This is a genomic window from Mesorhizobium sp. WSM4832 (genome assembly GCF_055811115.1).
In genome coordinates, this window is record NZ_JBVVQH010000002.1 from 1 (window position 1) to 22185 (window position 22185).

Consider the following 22185-nt stretch of genomic DNA (forward strand, 5'->3'; position numbering starts at 1 on the left):
AATGGTGGCCGGCTTCATACCGGAATGGTGGCCGGTGTTTGATCGGAATGGCGGCCGGCTTCACGTCGGAATCCGCACGATCATCAGCTTTGCCGCTTTGAGCTGCCTTTCCGGCACCATCTTGCGCAAGGATGCGAAGACCTGCGGCGGCACATACCAATCCTGCAAGAAATCGAGAACCTCCGGCAAAATTCCGGTCACCAACGGCTTCGGTTCGGCAGCACTCTTGCGATCTTCGGGCAGTTGCACAGTTGGCCCATCAGCCAGCGCCGTTGGCACAAAGGCCAGGCCTTCGGCCGACAGCAGGCGACGGAACGCCTCCTGCTTCAACGGATGTCGCAACGCTTCGGCTATCGTCTCCAGCCGATGCAGAGGGATATTCGCCTCGGCAATCATGTCGCGCGTTCTTTTGCATTCAGCCTGGTAGGTTCTGACCAACCAGGTACCGGTGAACACCCGGCCGGGCTCGTGCATCTTCTCCAACAGCGCGGTGTGCCTGGTGCTGCTGTTCTGCAGAGTGCGGTAGGCAGCATCGTTGCTCAGACAGACGCGATGTGCCCTCATGCGGCGCTCCCCACGAATGCCCGCCCGGCCAGGGCGACGAGCGGATCCAGCGATCGGAACAGAAACGCATCCATCTTCATCCCGTTGTTCACATGAAAGTTTTTCCCGATCTCACCCAGTTCATGCGTTGGGGCGATCAGGTAATCGCGAACGACCAGATCGCCAGGATGCATTCGGATCAGAACAAAGAAATCCGCCCTAGCCTCGTGCACGGCCTTTGCAGACCAGCGCGGATAGGCGTCGTGCGAAACGCGGCAACGGGCGATCGCCACCACTGCGGTGAACTCGTCATTGATGCGGATGAGCTCCGTTCCAGGGTCGCGTGAGACCTGCCCGCCTACTTCTCTGATCGCGACCAGCAGGTCTTCGATCACCCGATGGCGGGTAGCTTCGAGGCGGTTGTCGATTTCCATGAAATGACACTTTCTCGGCGGCAGGCAACCGACCAGCTTGTATGCTCCAAGCAGGCCTCCGAAACGCGATCTATAGCGCCAGCTCGACGGGCATTCCGGCGCTGCGTCGATGATGTCGCCAGAAAGTTCCCCATGGAGTTCGTAGAGGTTTCGCAGCGCCACCAGCATCTCATCGTCGTTCATACGCGGGTACAGCGAACTCAGTATTTTCTGCGCCTTATCGAACAATCTGCGATTAACAATCGGCTCAAAAGCGTTTTCTACCCGGACCCATTGGTCCGGGGGGTTGTACACCATCTTGCTTTTGAGTTTGGTGCAGCGACGATTCCAGACGTTGTTGCCGATATATTTCTCATTGGTGAGGACGCGGCGCACGCCCTCGCGCTTCCAGGGCCGGCCGAAGTCGTTCACCATCCCGCGAGCATTCAGGTACCTTGCAATTTCAGCTTCATTCTTCCCGGACCCGACAAACAGGCGAAAGATCAATCGAACAGTAGCTATCTCTTCCGGCGGACCCGGCACGATGATGACCCTATCCGATTGAAGGTTCTTGTGTTCATTGCGAGCGAGGATGACCTTCGGGCGGCCAAACTGGTCGATCATCAGACGCCTCAGTCCGAGCCCCTGCAAGCCGCCTACGTGGAACCCCATGCCGGCTGTCCTCACCTGCCCCATAAAGACCTTCTGAGACAGCATCCGGCTGTACTCTGCCGCCATGCTGCGCTTTATGGCCTTGAGCACGTCCGATCCAACGGTGCCGTCATTCCCGAATTGCTCGGCGCAATACTCGATCCGAACACCGGCCATCTGGCATCGATATTCGTAGGAGGCGCTTTCATCGACGTTTTGGAAACGGCCCCATCGGCTCACGTCGTAGACTACTACGGTATCGAAATCGGCGAGCCCGTGTTCAACGTCGAACAGCAACTTCTTGAGGCCGGGCCGGCTCTCCATATGCAATCCGCTTCGGCCGGGATCTTCATATGAGGCAACGATGTCGTACCCCATGATCTCGGCATAGCTGCGGATTGCATCCCTCTGGTTCTCCAGGGAATTCGTCTGGTGTTCGTTGGACATTCGCAGGTATTGCGCAGCGCGAATCCTGCGCCTCCCCTGGGGAGGTTTGCCGGCCGCTGCAAACTTGTCCATTGCCTTGCACCGTTGTGCGGGTGCTGTAAAACTAGCGGGCGATTATCGCGCGGCAAGAGGAACGGGATGCGCCAATACGTCGGGCTGATTCACAAAGAGGACGCCAGCGACTACGGAGTGTCCTTCCCCGACTTTCCCGGCGCCGTTACGGCCGGCGCAAGTCTCGAAGAGGCGTGCCAGCTCGCCGAACAGGCTCTCGCCTTCCACGTTGAAGGCCTGGTTGACGACAGGGAGACCATTCCTGATCCCACTTCTCTTGAGAAAGTCATGGCAGACACCGACCGTCGGGAACTTGCAACCATCATGGTTCCACTGAAGACCCGCTGAAGGTTACTACCGGGAGACCCGCGTTTCCCGTTTGGCAACCATGGTGTTCAACTGCCGGGAAACCGTGAATCACTTCGTGAGCAGGCTCCGCCGCCGTTCCGCCGCAATGCGACCGCACTCGGAGCTTCGTTTGCCCCAGCCTGTCAGTCCCCCGGGGCTTCAGAGGAGTTCGAGTGATGTTTATCAAGAAGGCCATTCTCGCGGTGCTGATGACCGCGGCGCTCGCCGGATGCGAGACGCAGACCGAAGGCCAGCAGCGAGCCACCACGGGCGCATTGGTCGGCGGCGCCGGCGGCGCACTGGTCGGCCAGGCGATCGGCGGCAACACCAAGAGCACGGTGATCGGTGCTGCAAGCGGCGCACTGCTAGGCGCGGTCGTCGGTAGCGCCACCACGCCGCAGGAACCGCGTGGCGAGCAGCTCTGCCGCTACCAGGACCGCTACGGCCGTATCTACACCGCGCCTTGCGACGACCGGTACTACAACCGCAATTATTGATGGTATCTGCTTCTCCCCGTTTGCAACCGCAGACGGGGAGAGCGCGCCCCTTCGACTCTAGACAGGCAGAATCTTTGTCATTCCGCGGGGCTCGGTTGTAGCGCCGACTTGCGCGCGAACCGGCGCAGCGTGACACGGCCCAGCGTTTGGCCGGGCATCTCGATGAGCTTGTAAGTAACCCAGGACAGAGCGAGGACCACGGGCAGCACGACCGCGAGCACGATGGCGAAGCGCAGCGGCGCGTCCAGGCCGTCGCCATAGCGGGCAATGACGAAGGCCGCCACGGGTTGCAGCACCAGCAGGTGGATCAGATAGATGCTGTAGGACAGCTCGCCGAGCACATGAAAGACGCCTCCGCCCAATGTGACGGCGACTTTTCGCGCCACCGCGCCCGCAACACCCGGTAGTATCCGATACAGGACGAGGGCAAAGACCCCAAGCACCAGCGCTTCGCGGATCAAGAACTTCTCAAGACCGTAGCCGTCGCCGAAGGGAATGGCCGCAAGCGCCATCGCCAGTGCCAGGTGCAGCAGCGGCCGCGATTGCCTTTGACCCAGCACTCCCGCCAAAAGCATGCCGCACAGGAAGACCTGGATCTTCAGCGGCAGGAATGACGGCATCGGGAAATGGACCGAGATTGACTTAAGGATCAACACCGCGAAGCCGCCGAGCGCCGCCGTGAATATCGCGCTTCCGACCCAGCCGAAACGGCGCACCAAAAGCATGAGCGCCGGGAAGACCGCATAGAACTGCATTTCCAGCCCCAGGCTCCAATCGGGCAGCGGCGTCCGATAGGCGAGGTTTGGGGAAAGGCCGAACCCGAATGTCAGGTGGGCGACAATGTTCTTCAGGCCGCTGTCGAGGAAGCGCTCGGGCGCCTGCGGCGCGCGCTGCAGGAATGCATCGATGATCATCCGCGATTCATAAAGATACGGGCCGAGCGCCAGTGCGCAGAACAGCATGACGTAGAACAGCGGCGCAATGCGGAAATAGCGCCGCGTCCAGAATTTCAGCCAGGTCTCAGGCCTTTGCCAGGGCTCCTTGTCCTGGCGCAATTGATAGTGAAACACCATCAGGAAGCCGGACAGCATGATGAAGAGATCGACGCCGAGCGCAGGATCGCCGAGCACCGGAAGATGCCAGCCGGTCAAGAGCAGGCAATGTCCGACAAGCACCCACAATGCGGCGGCAGCGCGAAGGCCGTCCAGGCATTCGATGCGCGATGACTCAGTCAAGCTACACTCCATGCTGCATTGCAGCATGACCAGCGAAGGGTGAATGTCAACCGTGTTTCGGCATGGTCGAAAGCTCCGGCGCTCGGATAGTGGCAGTGCTGGGGCCGTGAACGGACTGGTGGCTTCTCAAGGGCGAGATCAGGAAAGCAGACATGCATTCGCGTTCTAATGGCAATCGGTTCGAATCCCGTTCGACGCCAAATTGAGCAACGGTGGGCCAATCGCTCTTCCGGGCCTCGACCTGCGCTCGCGGTGGCCTTCCCTTGAAAAACTCGGACAACAGACCGTCACGTATGCATCTTCACCGATGAGCAGCGCAGCGTTCCAGCGTGCCCGCTTCGCGCGGGGCGAGGCTCACGTCGCGATGTCGTTGATCGGCGCCAGCGGAGCCGGCAGGTTGGTCTCGCCCAGTCCCCGGCGCAGCTCGATCTCGATGTCGCGGCAGATTTGCGAGATCGGCACGTCGTTGGCGTTGCCTTCGAACGGATTGGCGCTGCTTTCGCCGACCAGGTCCAGCGACATGTAGACCCAGCCCAGCAGCGCACTGAACGGGATCGTCAGCCAGATCGAGACCCAGCCGAGCACGCCGCCGAACTTGGCCATGTCGGCAAACACCGGGACGACGCCGAACGGCAGCAAGGTGCAGAAGATGATCATGAACATCGAGCTGACGATCGCGTATTGCCGGGGATAGGGATTGTTCTTGATGCGATCGCAACGGGCCTGCTGGTCGTAGAAGTCGCGTATCAGCTTGGTCAATTCCGAATAGACCTGCGTCGGAACGGCGGAGTTCTTCAGCAACCCGTTGACCTCGGCCAATTGCCTGTCGAGAAGAGCCATCGCCGGCTGCGGCGATTTCAGTACGCTTTCGGCTTCTTCGCCCAACAGTCCACGCAGTTCGTCGGCAAGCGATGTCTTATCCTCCTGGATGTGATAGCGGCGCCGCCGGAACTCGACATTGGCCGCTTTCGCCAACGATTCCCACGGCATCGGCCGGCGCAGTGAAAAGCGCAGCGCCGTCAGCCAGGCGAGGTGGCGATGGATGAACTGCCGGGCCGTGGCGGCATCCATGAAATCCCGGCAGAAGCCGGACAACATCCGGCTGCTCGCGGTGATCTGCGAGAAGGCCTGCAGCGCCTCGTTGGCGCGGGTGAAGACCTGCGAATTCTTGAAGCCGGTGACGAGCGACACCGTGGTGCCGAGCACCAGCACGACCGACCATGGCACCGAGAAGCCCGCCGTCGCTGGAAGACGGTAGGCGGCGATCGCCAAGGCGCTCACCGCGACCATATAGATGACGCTGCGCCGCGACCACAGCGCGAAGTCGAGCAACCTGTAAGAACGGCCTACATACATCCTTGAAATCCCTCACGGCATGCAAATCGCGCGATTACGCTTCGCGCACCATAAGGGGTGGAAATCGTTTTGACAGGGGTGGCCTTTCCCTTCTGGCCTTGTGGGAGAACGTGTCGCCGAAGGCGACGGATGAGGGGTGTTCCAGCGTCTCACTCCGCTGGAACACCCCTTGTATCCGTCTCGGCGCTGCGCGCCGATCCACCTTCTCCCACAAGGCCAGAAGAGATAGCGCTCAGCCCTTCTAACCCTCGTTGACGCAGTCGTTTCCGTTGGTAGCTGGGGCGACCGCAGAACAAGCTGGGCTTCGCCGTTCAACTCTGCGCGAGGCGACAGACGGGGCGGCTCTTCTGGGACAACGAGCAGCCACCCGCGGCTGTGACATCGATCAATCGCAAGCTTGCGAAAGCGCTTAAGCAGCTTGCTCCACCCGAGCTTGAAATGTCGGAGATTTCCTTCAGGGAATTGCCGCTCTACAGCTACGACTACGATGCTGACTTTCCACTTGTCGCGCGTGCTTGCAAGGGCGCCATCGCCGCTGCCGTGGCGAGGCTGCCGATCAGATAGCCGGCTTTGTGCGTGGTCATGAGGCACTCGCATATTGCCGCCCCAACAGTATTTGCCCGGTCAATGGCGGACGCCGGCGCATTTAGGCAAGCGCCTGTTCGAGGGTATTCAGACCATGCTGGTCGCCGATGAAAATTTGGAGTGGGACCAGGATCGTCAGCAGCCAGAGAGTCATCGACAGCATCGTCCACCCTTCCGCGACCGACCGCCCACGACGTATCAGATAGGGGCCGACGCCCAGGACGACGAAGCCTGTCGTGACGAAGAAGGCGACGACGGTGTGTGCCAGCCGGTAGGGGAAGGACGGGTTGAAGGCCACCTTGAACCAGTCGGTCGGGAAGAACCAGCCATCGATGATCTCGTAGCCTGCGGGCGTCTGCATCCAGCTGTTCGCCGCCAGAATCCAGAAGGACGAAAGCAAAGTTCCCAGTGCCACCATCAGCGCAGCGACGAAATGCGCCTAGCGCGGCACCAGTTGCCTTCCGAACAGGAGCACGCCAAGGAAGGCCGCCTCGAGGAAAAATGCCGTCAGGCCTTCATAGGCGAAAAGCGGCGAGAGCACGTTGGCGGTCGCATCGGAAAAGCGGCTCCGTTCGTACCGAACTGGAAAGGCATGACCACCCCGGTGACGACACCCATCCCGAAAGCAATCGAGAATATCTTGATCCAGAACGCGAAGATCCGGAGATAGATGTCCCGCCCGGTAAAAAAGTTGAGACCTTCCAGCATCGCAATGAATGCGGCCAATCCCACGGTAATGGCAGGCAGCAGAATGTGCCAGCCGATCACCCAAGCGAATTGCAGTCGCGACAGGAATACAGGATCAAAGTCCATTAACCGTCTCTCCTGCAAGCGAGCCGGCGAGAATCATTTATCTGCTGCAGCAGCCGCAACGGTGACCACGGCTCGCCTCAACGCCGTGATCAAGCTATAGAAATTGGCGGCGGTGTCGATATCGGATTCGAAATCGCTCTTCCGTCTGGCCATCAACCGCGAACCAGCCCACACCTCCTAATGAGCCCTCGAAGGAGCCAGCCAAAGGAGTCGTCCAGCGGCTACTGCGACGAGATGGAGACGGTCGGCGGCGCCCCGGTCGCCGCTGCAAAGAATTGATCGCAAAGCCCACGGGCGAGCCGGCAACTTGGAGCGGCATTTGCTGGCATTCAGTCCTGCAACGGCACCATGCGGAGATAAGGCCGCAGTTCCGCCAAGCCTTGCGGAAATCGTTCCCTCGCCCGCGCGTCTGTGAGGCTTGGTGGGATGATGACGGGTTGACCCGGCTCTCAAGTTGACCGGCGTCAACACCTTCTGATTGTCGGTGAGCTGCAGGCTGTCGATGGCGCGCAGGATCCCGAAAAAATTGCGCTCGTGGCTCGGCGGATAGGTCAGGCGCTCACGGGCAACCCCGCTTCCGCCAACCTGCGGGGCATATAGCCTCCTATGATGTCCGTTCCGATGAACCCGATTGCCGTTCAAGCCGGCGAGCGGCCTTCGGTTGTGCGGCTCATCTTGAACGGTGCCGCAGTCGTCTATCGGGTGTGCTGGTTGTCCCGCCGGATTGTGGGGGCAGCACAGAGTGGGACCCTTGGTCGAGGGGGCTGCCTCAGGTTTACAGGGGCGAGGCGAGGGGTGGTGGATGCACATTAAGGACGAGGGCCGGGATCGCTCTCCCCGGGCGACGCCGACCCTCTGGAAGCCTGCCTCGCTTTCCGAGGAGTTGTGGGACCGAGCAGGCAGGCTTGCGATTTCAAAGATAGCGGCACCTTTGCCAAGGGAAAGAGGGGCTAGACCAAACATCGTACGCGGTCATTCATCGGAGAGTGTCGGAGAGGACTACGGCAGCGCGGATGCCCGACTCAAGCCGAGCGTGCGCCTAAGGCGGCGTTGCGTATGATTGGCAAGCGCAAATAGACCCCACTCATGTCCGATGGAGTGGTTTTGGTGGCAATGATGGGCAAGACAACAAAGGTCCTGTCGACGCTCTCGTGATTGCGGCGATCATTACGATGGACGACCAGACCTCGATGAAGACGGCACACTTTCTGGCGGCGCAGACGATGCTTCTCCATCAAGCTGGCGTTCAAGCTCTACTTGATCCGCGGCAACCATGACGCCATATCGCGAGTTACGAAGCAGCTCGTAGATTGCCGAGACCGAAGTCGACATAGAGCGTGTAAACTGCCAACTCGCCGGCGCGGGCCAGCGCGCAGAAACGGCGTCGGTTGAAATCAAGCGAATGGCCGGCGCTTTGCTCGAGGACTGCCAAGCTCGACCGCTGATCGGAGTTCTCGAGGAGCGCATTTCGCCCGCGCCGACGCGCTGGTCGCCCGGGACGACATCCTGCTCGCACGCGCAAGGACCGAAAGCGCAACAACCGAGGGAGAACGGATTCGGCTGGGGTTGACCTCGGCTCTTCAAAGCGTTGGAATCGAGACTGAAGCCGGGGAGGTTCTGGGGGCACTGGTCGTCGCCGCTGATCGCTTTCTGGACAGGCAGGCGAAGGTCAACGCGGAACGAGCGGAGGCGCCGAGGAGCCTCGTCACCGAGGAAAAGGAGCTGGCCGCCAGGCGGCTCGCTGCTGAAATTGCCGAGAGGCGAGAGAGTGCATGGCAGGCCGAGGTCAAGAAAAGGCAGGCACCTGGCTCGAAGACGGCATCGCCGGTACCCGGCTTGGCAGAGTCCTCGATCAGTTGTCGGAGCTGGCAAAGACCCTGCAGGATGATGAGGACAAGGCGGTTAGATCAACCCGATCTCTTTGAGCCCTGAGGCGATGGAACCTCTCGCGTGATCGCTCGAAGCGGAGTCAAAAGGCGACCGCGGCGCACGTCGCACCGCGAAGTGATCGGTGGCTCGCCGCGAACGGCATCTTGCTGGCCGCTGAGCCTGCGATCTCCACAGCCGACACTCGAAACACCGGGGGCCACGGCTTGTTCCTAAAAACTTGCCGTGGCGTCTTCACAAAACGTCACCGGGGTTTGCGAGCAAATCCGGAACAATGCCTTTCGCCTCGGGTTTCTCAGAATGAAGGGACTGAATCCCTGAGGAGAAATCAGATGAAACATCTTCTAATCACAAGCATGATCGCGCTCGGCGTCGGTTGCGGCGCTGCGATGGCGCAGACCGAGTCTGCGCAGCCAAGCGGTAGCGACAACTGTGTCGGCGGCGAGGCCGACTGCCAGAAGGGCGGCAAGGCGGGCGAACAGGCCCAGGGCAAGATGAAGTCACAGACCGAGCAGAATGCCCAGGGTAAGGCCGGCGCCAACACCGAGGAGCAGGCGCAGGGTAAGGCCAAGGTGAAGACCGATGAGCAGGCCCAGGGCAAGGCCGGCGCCAACACCGAGCAGCAGGCCCAGGGCAAGACTAAGATGAAGACCACCGAGCAGGCTCAGGGTCAGGCCGGCACCAGCACCGAGCAACAGGCTCAGGACAAGACCAAAATGAAGACCGACGAGCAGGCCCAGGGTCAGGCTGGTACCAAGACCGAAGACCAGGCTCAGGGTACGGCCAAGTGCAAGACCGGCGAGGCCAACTGCCCGAAGGGCTCGAACGAACAGGCCCAGGGCAAGACCAAGATGAAGACCACTGAGCAGGCTCAGGGCAAGACCGGTACGACGACTGAGCAGAATGCCCAGAACAAGACCGGTACGACGACTGAGCAGAATGCCCAGAACAAGACCGGTACCAGCACTGAGCAGAACGCCCAGGGCACCACTAAAATGCAGACCCAGCAGAATGCCCAGGGCAAGACCGGCACGACCACCGAGCAGAATGCCCAGGGCAATGTACAGACTGACCAAGACAAGACGGCCTCGATCAATAACGTGAGCGTCGAGCAGAGGACGCAGATCACGCAGATCATCCACGAGACCAATGTCCAACCGGTACGCGATGTCAGTTTCAACGTCTCGGTCGGCGTCGAGGTGCCGCGGCATAAGATCCGCCTGCATCGCCTGCCGGCCCGCATCGTCAAGATCGTTCCGGCCTATGAGAGTTACGAATATTTCGTGCTCGCCGACGGGCGCATCGTCATCGTCGATCCGGATACCTACAAGATCGTGGCGATCCTGGAGGCCTGATCCGAACACCATCGCGAAGCAAAAGGCGCGCCGTGCCGCAAGGCATGGCGGCCTCTTTCTGCCCCGATCTCGAAATGCGCGGGATGCCAGATGAACCGAGTGGCTTAAGGACGAGCGACCGTTTCGCGCTCCTCATCCGGCGCGACATCCGATCGCGTCGATGCTGCGGACGTGATGCGTTCTTCATTCACGACGGCTTGATCCGCCTTCAAACTATCCACTAACCCCAGCGGCGCGATGCCGCGCTTGACTATTTCGCCCGGCAGCGCCCAGGCGGCCACCGGGCGGGCAGCACTGGGCGTCCAGACTCTCATGGGAGCGCTGCGGCCCCAGATGGTCCGAAACATGAGCGAAAGTATTCAGCGTGGGCTGATTGCGCTGGTCGAGATTGTTGCCCGAAGGCAGTGATGCCTGCGATCGATTTCAACTGGCCCTGGCGGGAAACGCAATGTCTGCTTCCGGTCAGGACTGAACTAACGCGCCCGGCCTTGAACGTCCGCTTTTGGTGAGCAGCAGCGCGACTTCAATGGAACTGCCTCCAGAGAGACTGCATCTGCTGCCAACGCTATGAACCGCACCCCTTACAAGATGTCTGCGTTGCTGATCTTTGGCCCTGTCATCCACGGCGGTGTAGGGATATCCTCGATGACGCCGATCTTGCGGGCCCAAGTCGTAAAGGCCTTGTGCGCGGTCTCGACAGGCTTCCGACCGTCGTAAGCCGAGTAGCACGCCTCACAGGCCGCCGCGTGAAGGAGGCCACGTTTTTCGACAGGCCATTCTTCTAAAAACTCGATAGCATCCATCACGCAGTCGATTTTTTGGCTGTAGCCATTCTCTCCTACGAAAACTGGCTGCCTGAAAGCATCGCTCTCCATAGTGACCTCCCTTCAACAACTGAACCTGGCGATCGTTCCGCAGATGCACTGCTCATATCCGAACCGTTGAATGCCGGCTGGACACAACAGAAGAGATTGGAAGCACCTCTTTTCAATTCAAGACCAGCTTGCCAGGCGACCGCCTGCAGCATCTGGATGCCATTAGCTCGAAATGGCAAGCCCTGTCGCCGCGGTTGTTAAGAGCGAACGGCCAGCGGCACCAGGCCCTCGTGCCGTTCGCCGAGATAACAGACGACCCGGTCGCCGACGCGCTGGAAATTGAGATCGACCTTCGCCTCGCCAACGGCTAAATGCCGGATGACGATGTTGTCGATGCCGATCGGCAACCGTGGGCGTTCGACATTGATCTCGCGCTTCCAACCATCGATGCGGATCCCCAGACAGGCCTGCAGCATCATGAAGGCCGAACCGGCCGACCACGCCTGCGGCAGACAGGCGACAGGGTACGCTATCGGCGCGTCGCCGATAGCGCGCGTAAAGCCGCAGAACAGCTCCGGCAGCCGCATGTTGAAGCGGACCGCCGCCTCGAACATGCTGCTCATAAGCTTCACGACGCTGGTGCGCTCCTGGTAGCGGGCTAGTCCGGCGGCACAGATTGCCGTGTCATGCGGCCAGATCGAGCCGTTATGGTAGGACATTGGATTGAACGGAAGTTCATCGTCGGCCAGGGTGCGAACGCCCCAACCGCTGTGGAGATGCGCCGACAGCAACTGCTCGGCAATTGATTGCGCCCGTTCCGCCGATGGCAGTCCAACGTAAAGCAGGTGACCCGCGTTGGAGGCACGCACCTGGCATTGCTTGCCTTCTCCGTCGATCGCCAGGGCGTAGAAATTACGCTCCGGCATCCAGAACCGAGTCTCCACCGCACTGCGGACTTTCTCTGCCACGGCGCTCCAGTGCGCCGCCTTGGCCGCGTCGCCGCGCTTGGCTGCTAACGCAGCCATGCCTCTATAGGCTGCGAAGACGTAGCCTTGTACCTCGACCAGCGCGATTGGCCCCTTCGGTATCGTGCCATCGGCATGGAAAATCGCATCGGCGCTGTCCTTCCAGCCCTGGTTGAAGAGCCCCGTGTCCGCCGCCCTGCTGTAGGTCACGAAACCCTCTCCGTTGCGGGCGCCGACCTCCTCCATCCACCCGATTGCTGCGCATAGTGAATCCCACATGCGACCGACGAATTCCTGATCGCCGGTGCGGTCGGCGTAGGAGCAAGCGAGATAGACATAGAGCGGCGTGGTGTCGACGCCGCCGTAGTAGCGGCCGAAGGGCAGCTCGCGCAGCACAGCCATTTCGCCCTTGCGCGTCTCATGCATGATCTTGCCAGGCTCGGCATCGTCGAATACTGAAGTCTCCGTCGATTGATAGCGGGCAAGGAACGCCAGCACTCCGCGGGCAAGCTCAGGGTTGAGCCACAGCATTTGCAAGGCGGAAATAACGCCGTCGCGGCCGAAGGCGGTCGAAAACCAGGGAATACCGGCGTATGGATATGGCCCGGTCTCCAGATCGGTGGTCAGCAGGGCAATGTCGGCACGTGTGCGCGTGAGCCAGTCGTTGAACACGCGGCCGGAGCTGAAGACAGTGGCGCCCTGTCGACGTTTTGAGCGCATGGCAAACCGTGCTCGCGCCGCGGCGGCGCGGAAACGATCGTTGGATGGGGTTTCCTCGTGCTGACCAACTTCCAGATACAGCGCCTTTCTGTCATGCCTTCCCACCAGAATGCGGAACTCGGCGTGATGGGGATGCATCTGGTCGGGCCGCATCGAAAACGCGATGACGGATTGGCGCGCTACGTTGTCGAGCCCCTCATAGCAAAATGTCACGCCTGACACACCGACCTGGGCATCATGTGCGCGACCGCGCCGGCTGCGCGTGGTGCCACGTACTTCGAACATGTCACGAAAATCGGCATCGAAGTCGAACCGGACCGGCAGCAACACCTCGCGCGCGGAGTAGTTCGTGAAAGTGACTCGCTCGAACATGCGTTCTTGCCAGATGAACCTGGTCCGCTCGATGTGCACGACCCCCGGCAGCGTTTCACTACCGTCGGGCCCGGTGGTGGCTAGATTTGTGAGATTGGCGGTGAACAGGATGTTGTCCTGCGACAGCGAGGCGCCGAGCAGCGAGGGCATGCGGCCGCCGATGAACAGCCGGAAACGCGACAGCACTCGCGTATCGTCGCGGAAAAGCCCGTCGCCGCTGCCGCGTATGTCGCCGTAACTGTCCGCAACGACGAAGCAGTCCTCATGCTTCAGCGCAAATTGCCTATGCGGCTCGCGCGGTGCCGATTCATCGAGTGCGGGAAGTGCAACGGCAGGATTAAGCTTGCGTTCTTCGACTTCAATGCTCATCTCAACCCTCCTGTTCAGACGGCCGTTGTTGGCGCTCATCCCATATGCCTGCGCCCACCGTCTCTTACCAACGGTATTTCGCATCAATTTCGCGATGCGCCCGGTTGCGGAGAGCGTGATTCGAATCCTTGGCGGATTTTCGGCGACGTTCCGCTGCGGACCTCGACGGAACGAGGGGAAACCTGGTGGTTCTAAGCCAATTCGTCTGAAACAGAGCTGGCTATTGCATCTGCGTTTGCAGCGAAGCCATTTCGCGAAACAAGTGGAAATCGCCCGTGGCGCGCCAGCGAGCGGTAAATCGCCAAATAGTCGCTGCACATGCGTTCGACCGTGAATCGCCTTTCAAAAGCTCTCCGCACTCGCGGGCGCTCGAGACTACCAATCCGCCGTACTGCCCCTACGGCTTCGTCCACCCCTTCCACGATCAGTCCGGACACTCCATCGTCGATGACCTCTGGGACGGCCCCGCGGTTGAAGGCTATCACCGGGGTGCCGCAGGCCATCGCCTCGATCGTTACGAGGCCGAATGGTTCCGGCCAGTCGATCGGAAACAGCAGCGCTGCCGCGCCGCCTAAAAATTCCGCCTTCTGCCGTTCGTCGATCTCGCCAACGAACTCGACGTTCGGATATCGTGGCAACTGGGGTTCGACTTTCTCACTCCAAAATGATTGGTCCACCGCGTCGATCTTGGCCGCGATCTTCAACGGCATTCCGGCGCGCGCGGCTATCTCCATAGCGGCTTCCGGCCCCTTTTCGGGTGAGATGCGGCCAAGGAATGCCAGATAACCCGAGGCTTTGGGCCGGAAGGGAAGAATATCAGGCGGCAGGCCGTGATAAACCGTTCCGAGCCAATTGACCGGCGGCATCGGCCGCCGCTGGTCATTGGAAATCGAGACCAGCGGAATGTCGTCGAACATCGCGTAAAGCTGCGCCAGGTCCGGAAGGTCGAGCCGACCATGAAGGGTGGTAACGGTTCGCCGCGCGAACTCACGGATTATCGGAAAGTGCAGGACATCAACGTGAAAATGCAGAACGTCGAATTCAGCCGCCCGTCGGCGAACCTGTTCAAGCATCATGACGTGGTAAGGGATATGGTTCTGGGCGTTAGGGTTCAGACGCAGTGCAACATCGCAACACGCCACCAGTTCGGCCGAAGTGCTTGAATCGCCGCTGGCGAACAAGGTCACATCATGCCCCCTTCGAACCAGCTCTTCCGTCAAATATGAGACGATGCGCTCGGTCCCGCCATAGAACTTGGGAGGGACGGACTCAGTCAGGGGTGCGACCTGGGCTATTTTCATCCGCGGGACACCTGAAAAGCGGAAGGCAGCCCTCAAGCCAACCGGCGACGGCACGACCCTTCTTCACCTTATTCATGTCGTCATCGCCAACTTTCGGATTGCCAATTTGTTCCAGGACGCAATCGCTTCGTAGCGACACCGCCGACACAAGGAATCAATCACCGTGTGCCGTAACGCCCCAGCTAAACAGGATTGCCAGCCGCAGCCACTCAAGAGGAGAGACGGCCACGAAAAGCGATTGTTCCTGCCGTTCGAGGATAGGCTTGTCCTATGCCCTGCCGGGCCATTGAAATTTGGCCGAAACTCTCCAAAATTTCAGCTGGTGGAAATCACGAGCACCACCAAAACAACGTCAACATAGGAGTCTATTGAAAGCGGAGGACCATCGATGGAACGAGCCATTTCGACGAGTTTTCCCCTAGTCGGGCCCGAGGCCCCTGATGTTTTTCTTGACCGGTTGCTGCATCCGGCACGGCATTTTGAGCGACCTCAGGACGTGCTGATCGACGAGACGCTGGACTTCGAGGAGAAGCGTGCAATCCTCTCGTCATGGGCATCGGATGCCTGTGCCGTGGAATCGGTGCCGGCGCTGCGCATGCCGCCCGGAGTCACCGAACCGGTCAGCTTCGATGCCATCATGCACGCGCTGCGCCAATTGGATCAATGGGAGAGATCTCCCGCCGTCGGTCGCGGTCGAGAGATCGACAGCATCGCGGCCGCCGGCTTCACGGCACCGGTCGATCGACTTTGAGCGAAACGCCACCTCTCCCGGAATCTGGGGCCCGATCCGCTGGCGAGGAATTCGCCGAGTGCGTTCGCCCCCATTCGTCTAGACGTCTGGATCTTGCCTGAAAATTTTCCTAAGCGTCCTCTTGAATGGGCAAGTAGCTGTTCTAAATCGATAATAGCCGGTCGCCTGATGGGGCCGGCGCCAAGTCAGGAGGGCGCCAAGGCTCCCCTTGGCGTTTCTTGTGACCATGTTGCTCAAAGGAGGATGTGGCTATGAAGACAAACCTCGATTTTACCCCGCTGTTCCGATCCAGCATCGGCTTCGACCGCATTTTCGACCTGCTCGAAAATGCAAGCCGTGTCACCACGATAGACAATTGGCCGCCCTATGACATCGCCAAGACGGGTGAGGACGACTATCGCATTGCCATGGCGGTCGCCGGTTTTTCGCAGGATCAGCTGACCATCACTCATCAGCCGAACTTGTTGGTTGTGAGCGGCTCGCAATCGGGCGACGATAACGGCCAGTATCTCTATCGCGGCATTTCCGGGCGCGCCTTCGAGCGCCAGTTCGAACTCGCAGACCACGTGAAGGTCGTCGGCGCCAGCCTGGACAATGGGTTGCTGAACATCGATCTCAAGCGCGAGCTTCCCGAAGAGATGAAGCCGCGCCGGATCGCCATCGCCGGCAGCACGGCAAAGGCGGCGTCGCGGCAGATCGAAGCCGAAAAGAACGCAGCCTGAGCTCAGAGTGAACCAGAAGCGACCGGCACCGGCATTGCCCGGTGCCGCGCGGTTGAACGTGGAGGTGAATGAAGATGAACATGCGTGACCTGATTCCATGGGGCCGTAACAACAACCAGGCCCCCAGCATCTATAGTGGTGGCGATCCCTTCCTTTCGCTTCACCGCGAGGTAAACAGGCTGTTTGACGATATGTTGAGGAGCTTCGAGACGCGATTGCCTTCTACGGGGCAGCTTTCGACTTTCGACCGGGCCTGGCCGAAGGTGGAGATTTCGGAGTCGGATAATGAGCTTCGCATCACCGCCGAGGTCCCCGGTATGGAAGAGAAAGATATCGAAGTCCTGCTCGACGAGGACGTGCTGACCCTGCGTGGCGAAAAGCGATCGGAGACCGACGAGAAGGACTACTCCGAGCGCTTCTACGGTCGTTTCGAGCGGCGCATACCTCTCGGCTACGGGGTCGAGGACGATAAGGTCAAGGCGTCCTTTGCTAATGGCGTCCTGACCCTGACGCTGCCGAAGAACCCGAACTCGCAGTCGAAGGTGAAGCGCATCCCGATCACCCATTGACGCACGGCGCAAGTCGGAGGCGGCAGGCCGCTGCCTCCGACGCACCCCACGCCAAAAGGGAGGGATGAATGATGCAGAACCAGGAAAGCGAAATCATACCAGTCATAGAAAATCTCGGGCCAGCAAACGACAATCGCACGACAGCGCTGTCGTTCGGCCGATCCGAGTTCCCGCGTGATGCGCTCGCGCGGATCTGCAAGCCTTACCGGTCAGTCATGACCTCGGGCCGGGCGCGGCCGAAGGGCTGGCGGCTGGTGTTCGAGCGGCGCACTGCCCCGGTTATCGAGCCGCTGATGGGCTACACCGGAAGCGGTGACACGCTGACCCAGGTGGAGCTGAATTTTCCGACGCTCCAGGCGGCCGCCAACTATGCCGAACGCCAGGGACTTGCCTACACGGTTCAAGGAAGCCCGGCGGCCGAAGAGTCCAGCGTCGAAACTTCTGGTCCGGGAAGGCTGCTGCAGGCCGGCGTGGACGTTGTCTGGAACCGCTTCAGGGGGTTTTCACCAAGTTCCGCGAACCGGCTAATCCAAGTCCCGCGATGTGATTGAGATTTCGACCGGCTGCAACCGAATTGGCGGCTCCGGCCAGACTATCGCTCTCTGCAAGGAGCGTATCGACGACCAATATTCCATCGTGATAGCCGACAAGTGCTGGAACATGCCCGGCAAATGCTGGCCGAAGGCACGGCGCTCGCGCAATCAGAGGCAATGGCAGGTCCTTGCAAGAAACAATACGGCGACTCCATACGGCACGACCAGCAACCCCAGAGCAATCCAGTAGCCGGGCTGCATCATGGCTGCGAAATCTGAACGAAGCTGTTCCATCGACAACGAACGACTCGGCCGTGTGGTTGTTCCAAGCGGGTCCAGGACAGCACGCTTTGCGAATTGGGCAGGCAAGTGGAACATGTCCTTCTTCTGTCTGAGGTAAGAACGACTGCAACGGAGCCGTGCGGTGGCGCTTTAATGCCAGAGCAGGCAACAGCGGCGGGTTCTGCTGAACTGGCCTTCGGGTCGGGCTCAGGGCCAAGTGTGATTTGAGCGACGCGAGCATCCGAGAGTTGGAGCGCGGCAGCCGCCTTCTTCCGAAGAAAGCTGCTTGCGATGTCCCAGGAGGGGCCGCCAGCGTCGTTTTTTTGGACAGCTATAGCAGCCTGTCTTTCGACGCACACGTCGAATGCCTCTCACATCACAACTCTTGCCGAAAAGAGCCAGTTAAGCCGCCCGACCAAGGGCCGTTTTCTAACTTCAGCTCCGCCCAGCCGGCTTCTCGATTTGCCCGCTCTATCCGGCGGAGTGGTCGGCTACAAACCTGTTCCTATCGAGGAACAAAGAAGCAGGCTGTCAGTTGGGTGAGGTCCAACAAGATGCTCGAATCCATGGATCATCGCCGGTTCTCGTCACTAGCTCTTGGTTTGCTGGTCCTGGCGTTCAGCTCAGTGCAGCAAGGTGCTGCTCGGGCGCAGGCGCCCTGCCCTTCCGATCACGACAGGCTGCTCTCGGCGTTGAAGGCCAACGTCAAGGCGAGCGGCGGCCCAGCGAATGGCGGCTTCGAGACCAATGAATGGGCGGCAGTCGTCGCCCGCAACGGCATGGTCTGCGCCGTTGCCTTTAGTGGACCCGCGGTCGATGCGCAGTGGCCCGGCAGCAGGTTGATCGCTGCCGAGAAGGCCAACACAGCCAATGGCCTCAGCCTGGCCAACATGGCCCTGTCCACCGCAAACCTTTATGCGGGGGTCCAGCCGGGCGGTCCGATGTTCGGCTTACAGTTCACAAATCCTCCCAATCAAGCTGCGGCCTATGCCGGCGACGCCAAAAGTTTCGGCAGCACCAACGACCCGCTGATCGGCAAGCCGATCGGAGGCGTGGTGGTGTTTGGCGGCGGCCTCGCCCTTTACGACGGCAAGGGGATTGTGGGCGGCCTTGGCGTCAGCGGCGATTCTTCTTGCGCGGACCACAATGTAGCCTGGCGCGTCCGCGCAGCCCTCGGCCTGGACAAGGTTCCGGCCGGTGTCAATCCCAAACGCAAGGACGCCATCATCTACGATCTCGACCCGGGCGGGAAAAGCGCTTCCGGCTGGGGTCATCCGCTGTGCGCCGGGCACGAGGCCGACATTGCGGATGAACTGGGCGCCGGCGTCGGAGGATCGACGCCAAAATGAAGCAAGCAGCGCAATCGGCACGACCCTGCGCTCACCAGGCACGTATCAAGCGCTCGGCGGCACCCAGCAAATATTCCCAGAGCATTCTTGCGGTACTGCTGTTGGCCTGCGGTCCCTTGCTGACAGCCGCCTCGGAAGCTCCGCCGGCGCCGACAATCTCGCCGCCTGCCGCGGCCGCTCCGCCCGACGATGGGCAATGGACTATGCCCGCCAAGAATTATGCCTCGACCCGCTACAGTGACCTCGCGGAAATCAACGAAGGCAACGCCAAGAACCTTCAGGTGGCCTTCACCTTTTCGACCGGGGTGAACAAAGGCCAGGAAGCGGCGCCGCTGGTCGTCGGCAGCACCATGTATATCGTGACGCCGTTCCCCAACATCGTCTACGCGCTCGACCTCTCGAAGCCCGGCGCGCCGATGAAATGGAAATACGAGCCCAATCCCGAGCCCGCCGCGCAAGGGGTCGCCTGTTGCGACGTCGTCAATCGCGGCACGGCTTTCGCCGACGGGCGCATCTTCTTCAACACGCTCGACGGTCACACCATCGCTCTCAATGCGGACAGTGGCCAACCAATCTGGAACGCTCATATCGGCAACATCAACATCGGCGAGACCATCACCATGGCGCCGCTGGTGGTGAAGGGCAAAGTGCTGGTCGGCAATTCCGGCGGCGAGATGGGCGTTCGCGGCTGGATCAAGGCGCTCGACGCCAGCGACGGTCATGTCGTCTGGACGGCTTACAATACCGGCCCTGATAAGGACGTGCTGATCGGGCCGGACTTCAAGCCGCATTACGACATGGACAAAGGCAAGGATCTTGGCGTCACGACATGGCCGCCGGAAGCATGGAAGATAGGCGGCGGCAACATGTGGGGCTGGATCTCCTACGATCCCGATCTCAACCTGATCTTCCACGGCACCGGCAATCCCGGACCCTGGAATCCAGATCTGCGGCCCGGGGACAACAAATGGACGTCGGGGATCTTTGCCCGCAACCCGGATAACGGCGCGGCGCAATGGTTCTATCAGTGGACCCCGCACGACCTGCACGACTATGACGGCATCAACGAGCAGGTCCTGCTCGACATGAAATGGCAGGGCAAGCCGCGCAAGGTGCTGGTCCGGCCGGAGCGCAACGGCTACCTCTACGTCCTCGACCGGACCACCGGCGAAGTCCTGTCGGCAAAACCCTTTGGGCCCGTCAACTCCAGCAAGGGCGTCGATCTCAAGACTGGCCGGCTGGTCGAAAACCCGGACAAGAAGACCGGCACGGGCAAGGTCGTCCGCGACATCTGCCCGACAGCGTCGGGTCTCAAGGATTGGCAGCCTTCCGCCTTCTCGCCGAAGACCGGACTGCTCTACATCCCGCACAACAATCTGTGCATGGACGAAGAAGGCGTCGAGGTGAACTACATTGCCGGGACGCCCTATGTCGGCATGAACGTCCGCATGATCCCCGGACCCGGCGGAAATCGCGGGGCCTTCACCGCCTGGGATATCGCCGCTGAGAAACCCGCCTGGAGCCTCAAGGAGAACTTTCCGGTGTGGAGCGGCGCGGTGGTAACCGCCGGCGACGTTGTCTTCTATGGAACTATGGAAGGCTGGTTCAAAGCGGTGAGTGCCAAGACGGGCGACTTGCTTTGGCAATTCAAGACGTCGTCCGGAATCATCGGCCAGCCGATCACCTATCGCGGTCCCGACGGGCACCAATATGTCGCCATCCTGTCGGGGGTCGGCGGCTGGGCTGGCGCCATCGTTTCAGGCGATCTTGACCCACGCGATGCCACAGCCGCGCTCGGTTTCGTCAATGCCATGAAGGACCTGAAGAATGCGACAACGGCGGGAGGCACGCTTTATGTGTTCCGGCTGCCCTGATGGATTCGACTTGACTTCAGGCCTGGCGCAAAAGGCGTTCCAACGGTTGGCGATTGGCATGACCGCGCTCGCCTTGCTGCTCTTGCCGGCCGTGGCCGACGCGCGTGAGCTGAGGGTCTGTGCCGACCCCAACAACATGCCCTTTTCCAATGCGGCCGGTCAGGGCTTCGAGAACAGGATCGCGGAAATCATCGCCGCCGATCTCGGCGCGAAGCTCACCTACACCTGGTGGGCGCAGCGCCGCGGCTTCGTGCGCAATACCCTGAAGGCCGGCCTCTGCGATCTTGTGCCCGGCACGCCTGCCAATCTCGAAATGCTGCGCACCACCACGCCCTATTATCGTTCGTCCTATGTCTTCGTGAGCCGTAAGGACAGCCCGGACGTGACATCCTTCGACGATCCGCGCTTGCGCGACGTGCGCATCGGCGTTCAGCTCATCGGCGATGACGGTGCCAATTCGCCGCCGGTCCAGGCGCTTGGCCGTCGCGGCATCCTCGGCCACCTCGTCGGCTATCCAGTTTACGGCGACTATTCCGCTCCCAACCCTGCCGCGCGCATAGTCGAAGCTGTCGCGAGCGGCGAGATCGACCTTGCCGTAGTATGGGGTCCGCTCGCCGGTTACTTTGCTACGAAACAAAAGGTGCCGCTCCGGATCGCGCCGGTTACACCCCGCATCGATGGACCGCAATTGCCGCTGATGTACGACATTTCGATGGGTGTTCGGCGCGAGGACGATGCACTGCGCGGCGATGTGAACAGCGCGCTCGCCAGGCACAAGGCCGAGATCGACGCGGTTCTGAGGCAATATTGTGTGCCGCTTCTCGACATGGCAGGGAGCCCGGTGCGATGAGGCTGGGTCTCGCGACGCTGCTGTGCGTGACGCTTGCCTTGGGGGCTTGCCAGCGCGAGGAGCGGGACACTCGCCCGCAATCTTCCCTCGGCTCCGGCGAGCAGCCGACGCCGGTGACGACTCTTGAACCCGGCGGGCAGCGGCCCTCCCCCAGCGACAACAAGGCGGCGAGCTTCGAGGCCAATGCCTTTCATCTGAGCGAAGGCAAGCGCCTTTTCGGCTGGTTCAACTGTTCGGGATGTCACGCAAATGGCGGCGGCGGCATGGGGCCGGCGCTGATGGACGAGAAGTGGATCTATGGCAGCTCGATGGAGAGCATCCACGCCACGATCCGCGATGGTCGGCCTAACGGCATGCCAAGCTTCCGCGAGAAGATCCCCGACGACCAGGTCTGGGAGCTCGCGGCTTTCGTCCGCTCGCTGGGCGGTAACGCGGCCTCGTCCGCCGCGCCGTCGCGCAATGATGACATGATGGTGCATCCATCGGAAAACCGTATGCCGGACTCCGCCACGCTGGGGAAGTCGCCGTGAAA

At 60.8% G+C, this 22185-nt stretch carries 17 protein-coding genes and 4 pseudogenes; 12 read left to right on the plus strand and 9 right to left on the minus strand.

Translation table 11 applies throughout. The features are described from left to right. Positions 1 to 60 precede the first annotated feature (60 nt). Together AC0L2L_RS03070 and AC0L2L_RS03075 are read right to left on the minus strand one after the other, a co-directional pair. The gene (locus AC0L2L_RS03070) at positions 61 to 564 is read right to left on the minus strand and encodes a hypothetical protein (RefSeq protein WP_473576111.1); all 504 of its coding nucleotides are present in this window, start codon (positions 562 to 564) and stop codon (positions 61 to 63) included. Further along, positions 561 to 2126, minus strand: coding sequence for a recombinase family protein (locus AC0L2L_RS03075; protein ID WP_473576112.1), 1566 nt, complete (start codon positions 2124 to 2126; stop codon positions 561 to 563). The genes AC0L2L_RS03070 and AC0L2L_RS03075 overlap by 4 nt, the downstream gene beginning before the upstream one ends. Before the next feature lie 66 nt (positions 2127 to 2192). On the opposite strand from AC0L2L_RS03075, the pseudogene AC0L2L_RS03080 reads away from it, so the two are divergent. Both AC0L2L_RS03080 and AC0L2L_RS03085 read left to right on the plus strand, forming a co-directional pair. Then, a pseudogene (locus AC0L2L_RS03080) lies at positions 2193 to 2447 on the plus strand (type II toxin-antitoxin system HicB family antitoxin); the annotation flags it as partial. Between the two features lie 182 nt (positions 2448 to 2629). Then, positions 2630 to 2950, plus strand: coding sequence for a YMGG-like glycine zipper-containing protein (locus AC0L2L_RS03085; protein ID WP_027170493.1), 321 nt, complete (start codon positions 2630 to 2632; stop codon positions 2948 to 2950). 77 nt (positions 2951 to 3027) lie between these two features. Here AC0L2L_RS03085 and AC0L2L_RS03090 read toward each other — a convergent pair whose 3' ends face one another. Further along, positions 3028 to 4185 carry an acyltransferase family protein gene (locus tag AC0L2L_RS03090; RefSeq protein ID WP_473576113.1) on the minus strand — a complete coding sequence of 386 codons (1158 nt, stop codon included), beginning with the start codon at positions 4183 to 4185 and terminating at the stop codon, positions 3028 to 3030. Between the two features lie 354 nt (positions 4186 to 4539). Beyond that, positions 4540 to 5541, minus strand: coding sequence for a bestrophin family protein (locus AC0L2L_RS03095; RefSeq protein WP_473576114.1), 1002 nt, complete (start codon positions 5539 to 5541; stop codon positions 4540 to 4542). Between the two features lie 375 nt (positions 5542 to 5916). On the opposite strand from AC0L2L_RS03095, the pseudogene AC0L2L_RS03100 reads away from it, so the two are divergent. Next, positions 5917 to 6093: pseudogene (locus tag AC0L2L_RS03100) on the plus strand (ACP phosphodiesterase); the annotation flags it as partial. A 94-nt stretch (positions 6094 to 6187) separates the two neighbouring features. On the opposite strand, the pseudogene AC0L2L_RS03105 reads toward AC0L2L_RS03100, so the two are convergent. Further along, a pseudogene (locus tag AC0L2L_RS03105) lies at positions 6188 to 6939 on the minus strand (cytochrome ubiquinol oxidase subunit I). Between the two features lie 2219 nt (positions 6940 to 9158). On the opposite strand from AC0L2L_RS03105, the gene AC0L2L_RS03110 reads away from it, so the two are divergent. Continuing rightward, a complete protein-coding gene (locus AC0L2L_RS03110; protein ID WP_473576115.1) occupies positions 9159 to 10181 on the plus strand; it encodes a DUF1236 domain-containing protein in 1023 nt (340 codons plus the stop codon). A gap of 104 nt (positions 10182 to 10285) precedes the next feature. Here AC0L2L_RS03110 and AC0L2L_RS03115 read toward each other — a convergent pair whose 3' ends face one another. The 4 genes from AC0L2L_RS03115 to AC0L2L_RS03130 all read right to left on the minus strand — a co-directional run bounded on the left by AC0L2L_RS03115 (position 10286) and on the right by AC0L2L_RS03130 (position 14723). Further along, positions 10286 to 10495: a hypothetical protein gene (locus AC0L2L_RS03115; RefSeq protein ID WP_473576117.1), complete on the minus strand. Its 210-nt coding sequence runs from the start codon at positions 10493 to 10495 to the stop codon at positions 10286 to 10288. 267 nt (positions 10496 to 10762) lie between these two features. Beyond that, a complete protein-coding gene (locus AC0L2L_RS03120) occupies positions 10763 to 11056 on the minus strand; it encodes a DUF982 domain-containing protein (protein WP_473576120.1) in 294 nt (97 codons plus the stop codon). 197 nt (positions 11057 to 11253) lie between these two features. Continuing rightward, positions 11254 to 13422 carry an amylo-alpha-1,6-glucosidase gene (locus AC0L2L_RS03125; RefSeq protein ID WP_473576121.1) on the minus strand — a complete coding sequence of 723 codons (2169 nt, stop codon included), beginning with the start codon at positions 13420 to 13422 and terminating at the stop codon, positions 11254 to 11256. Between the two features lie 191 nt (positions 13423 to 13613). Beyond that, positions 13614 to 14723: a glycosyltransferase family 4 protein gene (locus AC0L2L_RS03130; protein WP_473576122.1), complete on the minus strand. Its 1110-nt coding sequence runs from the start codon at positions 14721 to 14723 to the stop codon at positions 13614 to 13616. Between the two features lie 388 nt (positions 14724 to 15111). Between AC0L2L_RS03130 and AC0L2L_RS03135 the strand changes: the two genes are divergently transcribed. The 8 genes and pseudogenes from AC0L2L_RS03135 (at position 15112) to AC0L2L_RS03170 (ending at position 22183) form a co-directional block, all read left to right on the plus strand. Further along, positions 15112 to 15474 carry a hypothetical protein gene (locus AC0L2L_RS03135; RefSeq protein ID WP_473576123.1) on the plus strand — a complete coding sequence of 121 codons (363 nt, stop codon included), beginning with the start codon at positions 15112 to 15114 and terminating at the stop codon, positions 15472 to 15474. 251 nt (positions 15475 to 15725) lie between these two features. Continuing rightward, positions 15726 to 16196, plus strand: coding sequence for an Hsp20 family protein (locus AC0L2L_RS03140; RefSeq protein ID WP_473576124.1), 471 nt, complete (start codon positions 15726 to 15728; stop codon positions 16194 to 16196). 74 nt (positions 16197 to 16270) lie between these two features. Further along, positions 16271 to 16765, plus strand: coding sequence for an Hsp20/alpha crystallin family protein (locus AC0L2L_RS03145; RefSeq protein ID WP_473576125.1), 495 nt, complete (start codon positions 16271 to 16273; stop codon positions 16763 to 16765). Between the two features lie 68 nt (positions 16766 to 16833). After that, a pseudogene (locus AC0L2L_RS03150) lies at positions 16834 to 17179 on the plus strand (NADH dehydrogenase ubiquinone Fe-S protein 4); the annotation flags it as partial. Between the two features lie 625 nt (positions 17180 to 17804). Continuing rightward, positions 17805 to 18929, plus strand: coding sequence for a heme-binding protein (locus AC0L2L_RS03155; RefSeq protein WP_473576127.1), 1125 nt, complete (start codon positions 17805 to 17807; stop codon positions 18927 to 18929). After that, positions 18926 to 20803: a methanol/ethanol family PQQ-dependent dehydrogenase gene (locus tag AC0L2L_RS03160; protein WP_473576128.1), complete on the plus strand. Its 1878-nt coding sequence runs from the start codon at positions 18926 to 18928 to the stop codon at positions 20801 to 20803. Before AC0L2L_RS03155 ends, AC0L2L_RS03160 begins: the two co-directional genes overlap by 4 nt. After that, positions 20784 to 21653: a substrate-binding domain-containing protein gene (locus AC0L2L_RS03165; protein WP_473576130.1), complete on the plus strand. Its 870-nt coding sequence runs from the start codon at positions 20784 to 20786 to the stop codon at positions 21651 to 21653. Before AC0L2L_RS03160 ends, AC0L2L_RS03165 begins: the two co-directional genes overlap by 20 nt. Continuing rightward, positions 21650 to 22183 (plus strand): c-type cytochrome, encoded by a 534-nt coding sequence (locus AC0L2L_RS03170; protein WP_473576132.1) that lies wholly within the window; start codon positions 21650 to 21652, stop codon positions 22181 to 22183. Before AC0L2L_RS03165 ends, AC0L2L_RS03170 begins: the two co-directional genes overlap by 4 nt. The last annotated feature ends 2 nt before the right edge of the window (positions 22184 to 22185 follow it).

What these genes read in the sequence shown, in the direction of transcription:
- AC0L2L_RS03070 (WP_473576111.1), bottom strand. Translation starts at nt 564, where the DNA reads ATGAGGGCACATCGCGTCTGTCTGAGCAACGATGCTGCCTACCGCACT.
- AC0L2L_RS03135 (WP_473576123.1), top strand. Translation starts at nt 15,112, where the DNA reads ATGGAACGAGCCATTTCGACGAGTTTTCCCCTAGTCGGGCCCGAGGCC.
- AC0L2L_RS03110 (WP_473576115.1), top strand. Translation starts at nt 9,159, where the DNA reads ATGAAACATCTTCTAATCACAAGCATGATCGCGCTCGGCGTCGGTTGC.
- AC0L2L_RS03075 (WP_473576112.1), bottom strand. Translation starts at nt 2,126, where the DNA reads ATGGACAAGTTTGCAGCGGCCGGCAAACCTCCCCAGGGGAGGCGCAGG.
- AC0L2L_RS03140 (WP_473576124.1), top strand. Translation starts at nt 15,726, where the DNA reads ATGAAGACAAACCTCGATTTTACCCCGCTGTTCCGATCCAGCATCGGC.
- AC0L2L_RS03115 (WP_473576117.1), bottom strand. Translation starts at nt 10,495, where the DNA reads ATGAGAGTCTGGACGCCCAGTGCTGCCCGCCCGGTGGCCGCCTGGGCG.
- AC0L2L_RS03120 (WP_473576120.1), bottom strand. Translation starts at nt 11,056, where the DNA reads ATGGAGAGCGATGCTTTCAGGCAGCCAGTTTTCGTAGGAGAGAATGGC.
- AC0L2L_RS03125 (WP_473576121.1), bottom strand. Translation starts at nt 13,422, where the DNA reads ATGAGCATTGAAGTCGAAGAACGCAAGCTTAATCCTGCCGTTGCACTT.
- AC0L2L_RS03170 (WP_473576132.1), top strand. Translation starts at nt 21,650, where the DNA reads ATGAGGCTGGGTCTCGCGACGCTGCTGTGCGTGACGCTTGCCTTGGGG.
- AC0L2L_RS03130 (WP_473576122.1), bottom strand. Translation starts at nt 14,723, where the DNA reads ATGAAAATAGCCCAGGTCGCACCCCTGACTGAGTCCGTCCCTCCCAAG.
- AC0L2L_RS03085 (WP_027170493.1), top strand. Translation starts at nt 2,630, where the DNA reads ATGTTTATCAAGAAGGCCATTCTCGCGGTGCTGATGACCGCGGCGCTC.
- AC0L2L_RS03165 (WP_473576130.1), top strand. Translation starts at nt 20,784, where the DNA reads ATGTGTTCCGGCTGCCCTGATGGATTCGACTTGACTTCAGGCCTGGCG.
- AC0L2L_RS03095 (WP_473576114.1), bottom strand. Translation starts at nt 5,541, where the DNA reads ATGTATGTAGGCCGTTCTTACAGGTTGCTCGACTTCGCGCTGTGGTCG.
- AC0L2L_RS03160 (WP_473576128.1), top strand. Translation starts at nt 18,926, where the DNA reads ATGAAGCAAGCAGCGCAATCGGCACGACCCTGCGCTCACCAGGCACGT.
- AC0L2L_RS03145 (WP_473576125.1), top strand. Translation starts at nt 16,271, where the DNA reads ATGAACATGCGTGACCTGATTCCATGGGGCCGTAACAACAACCAGGCC.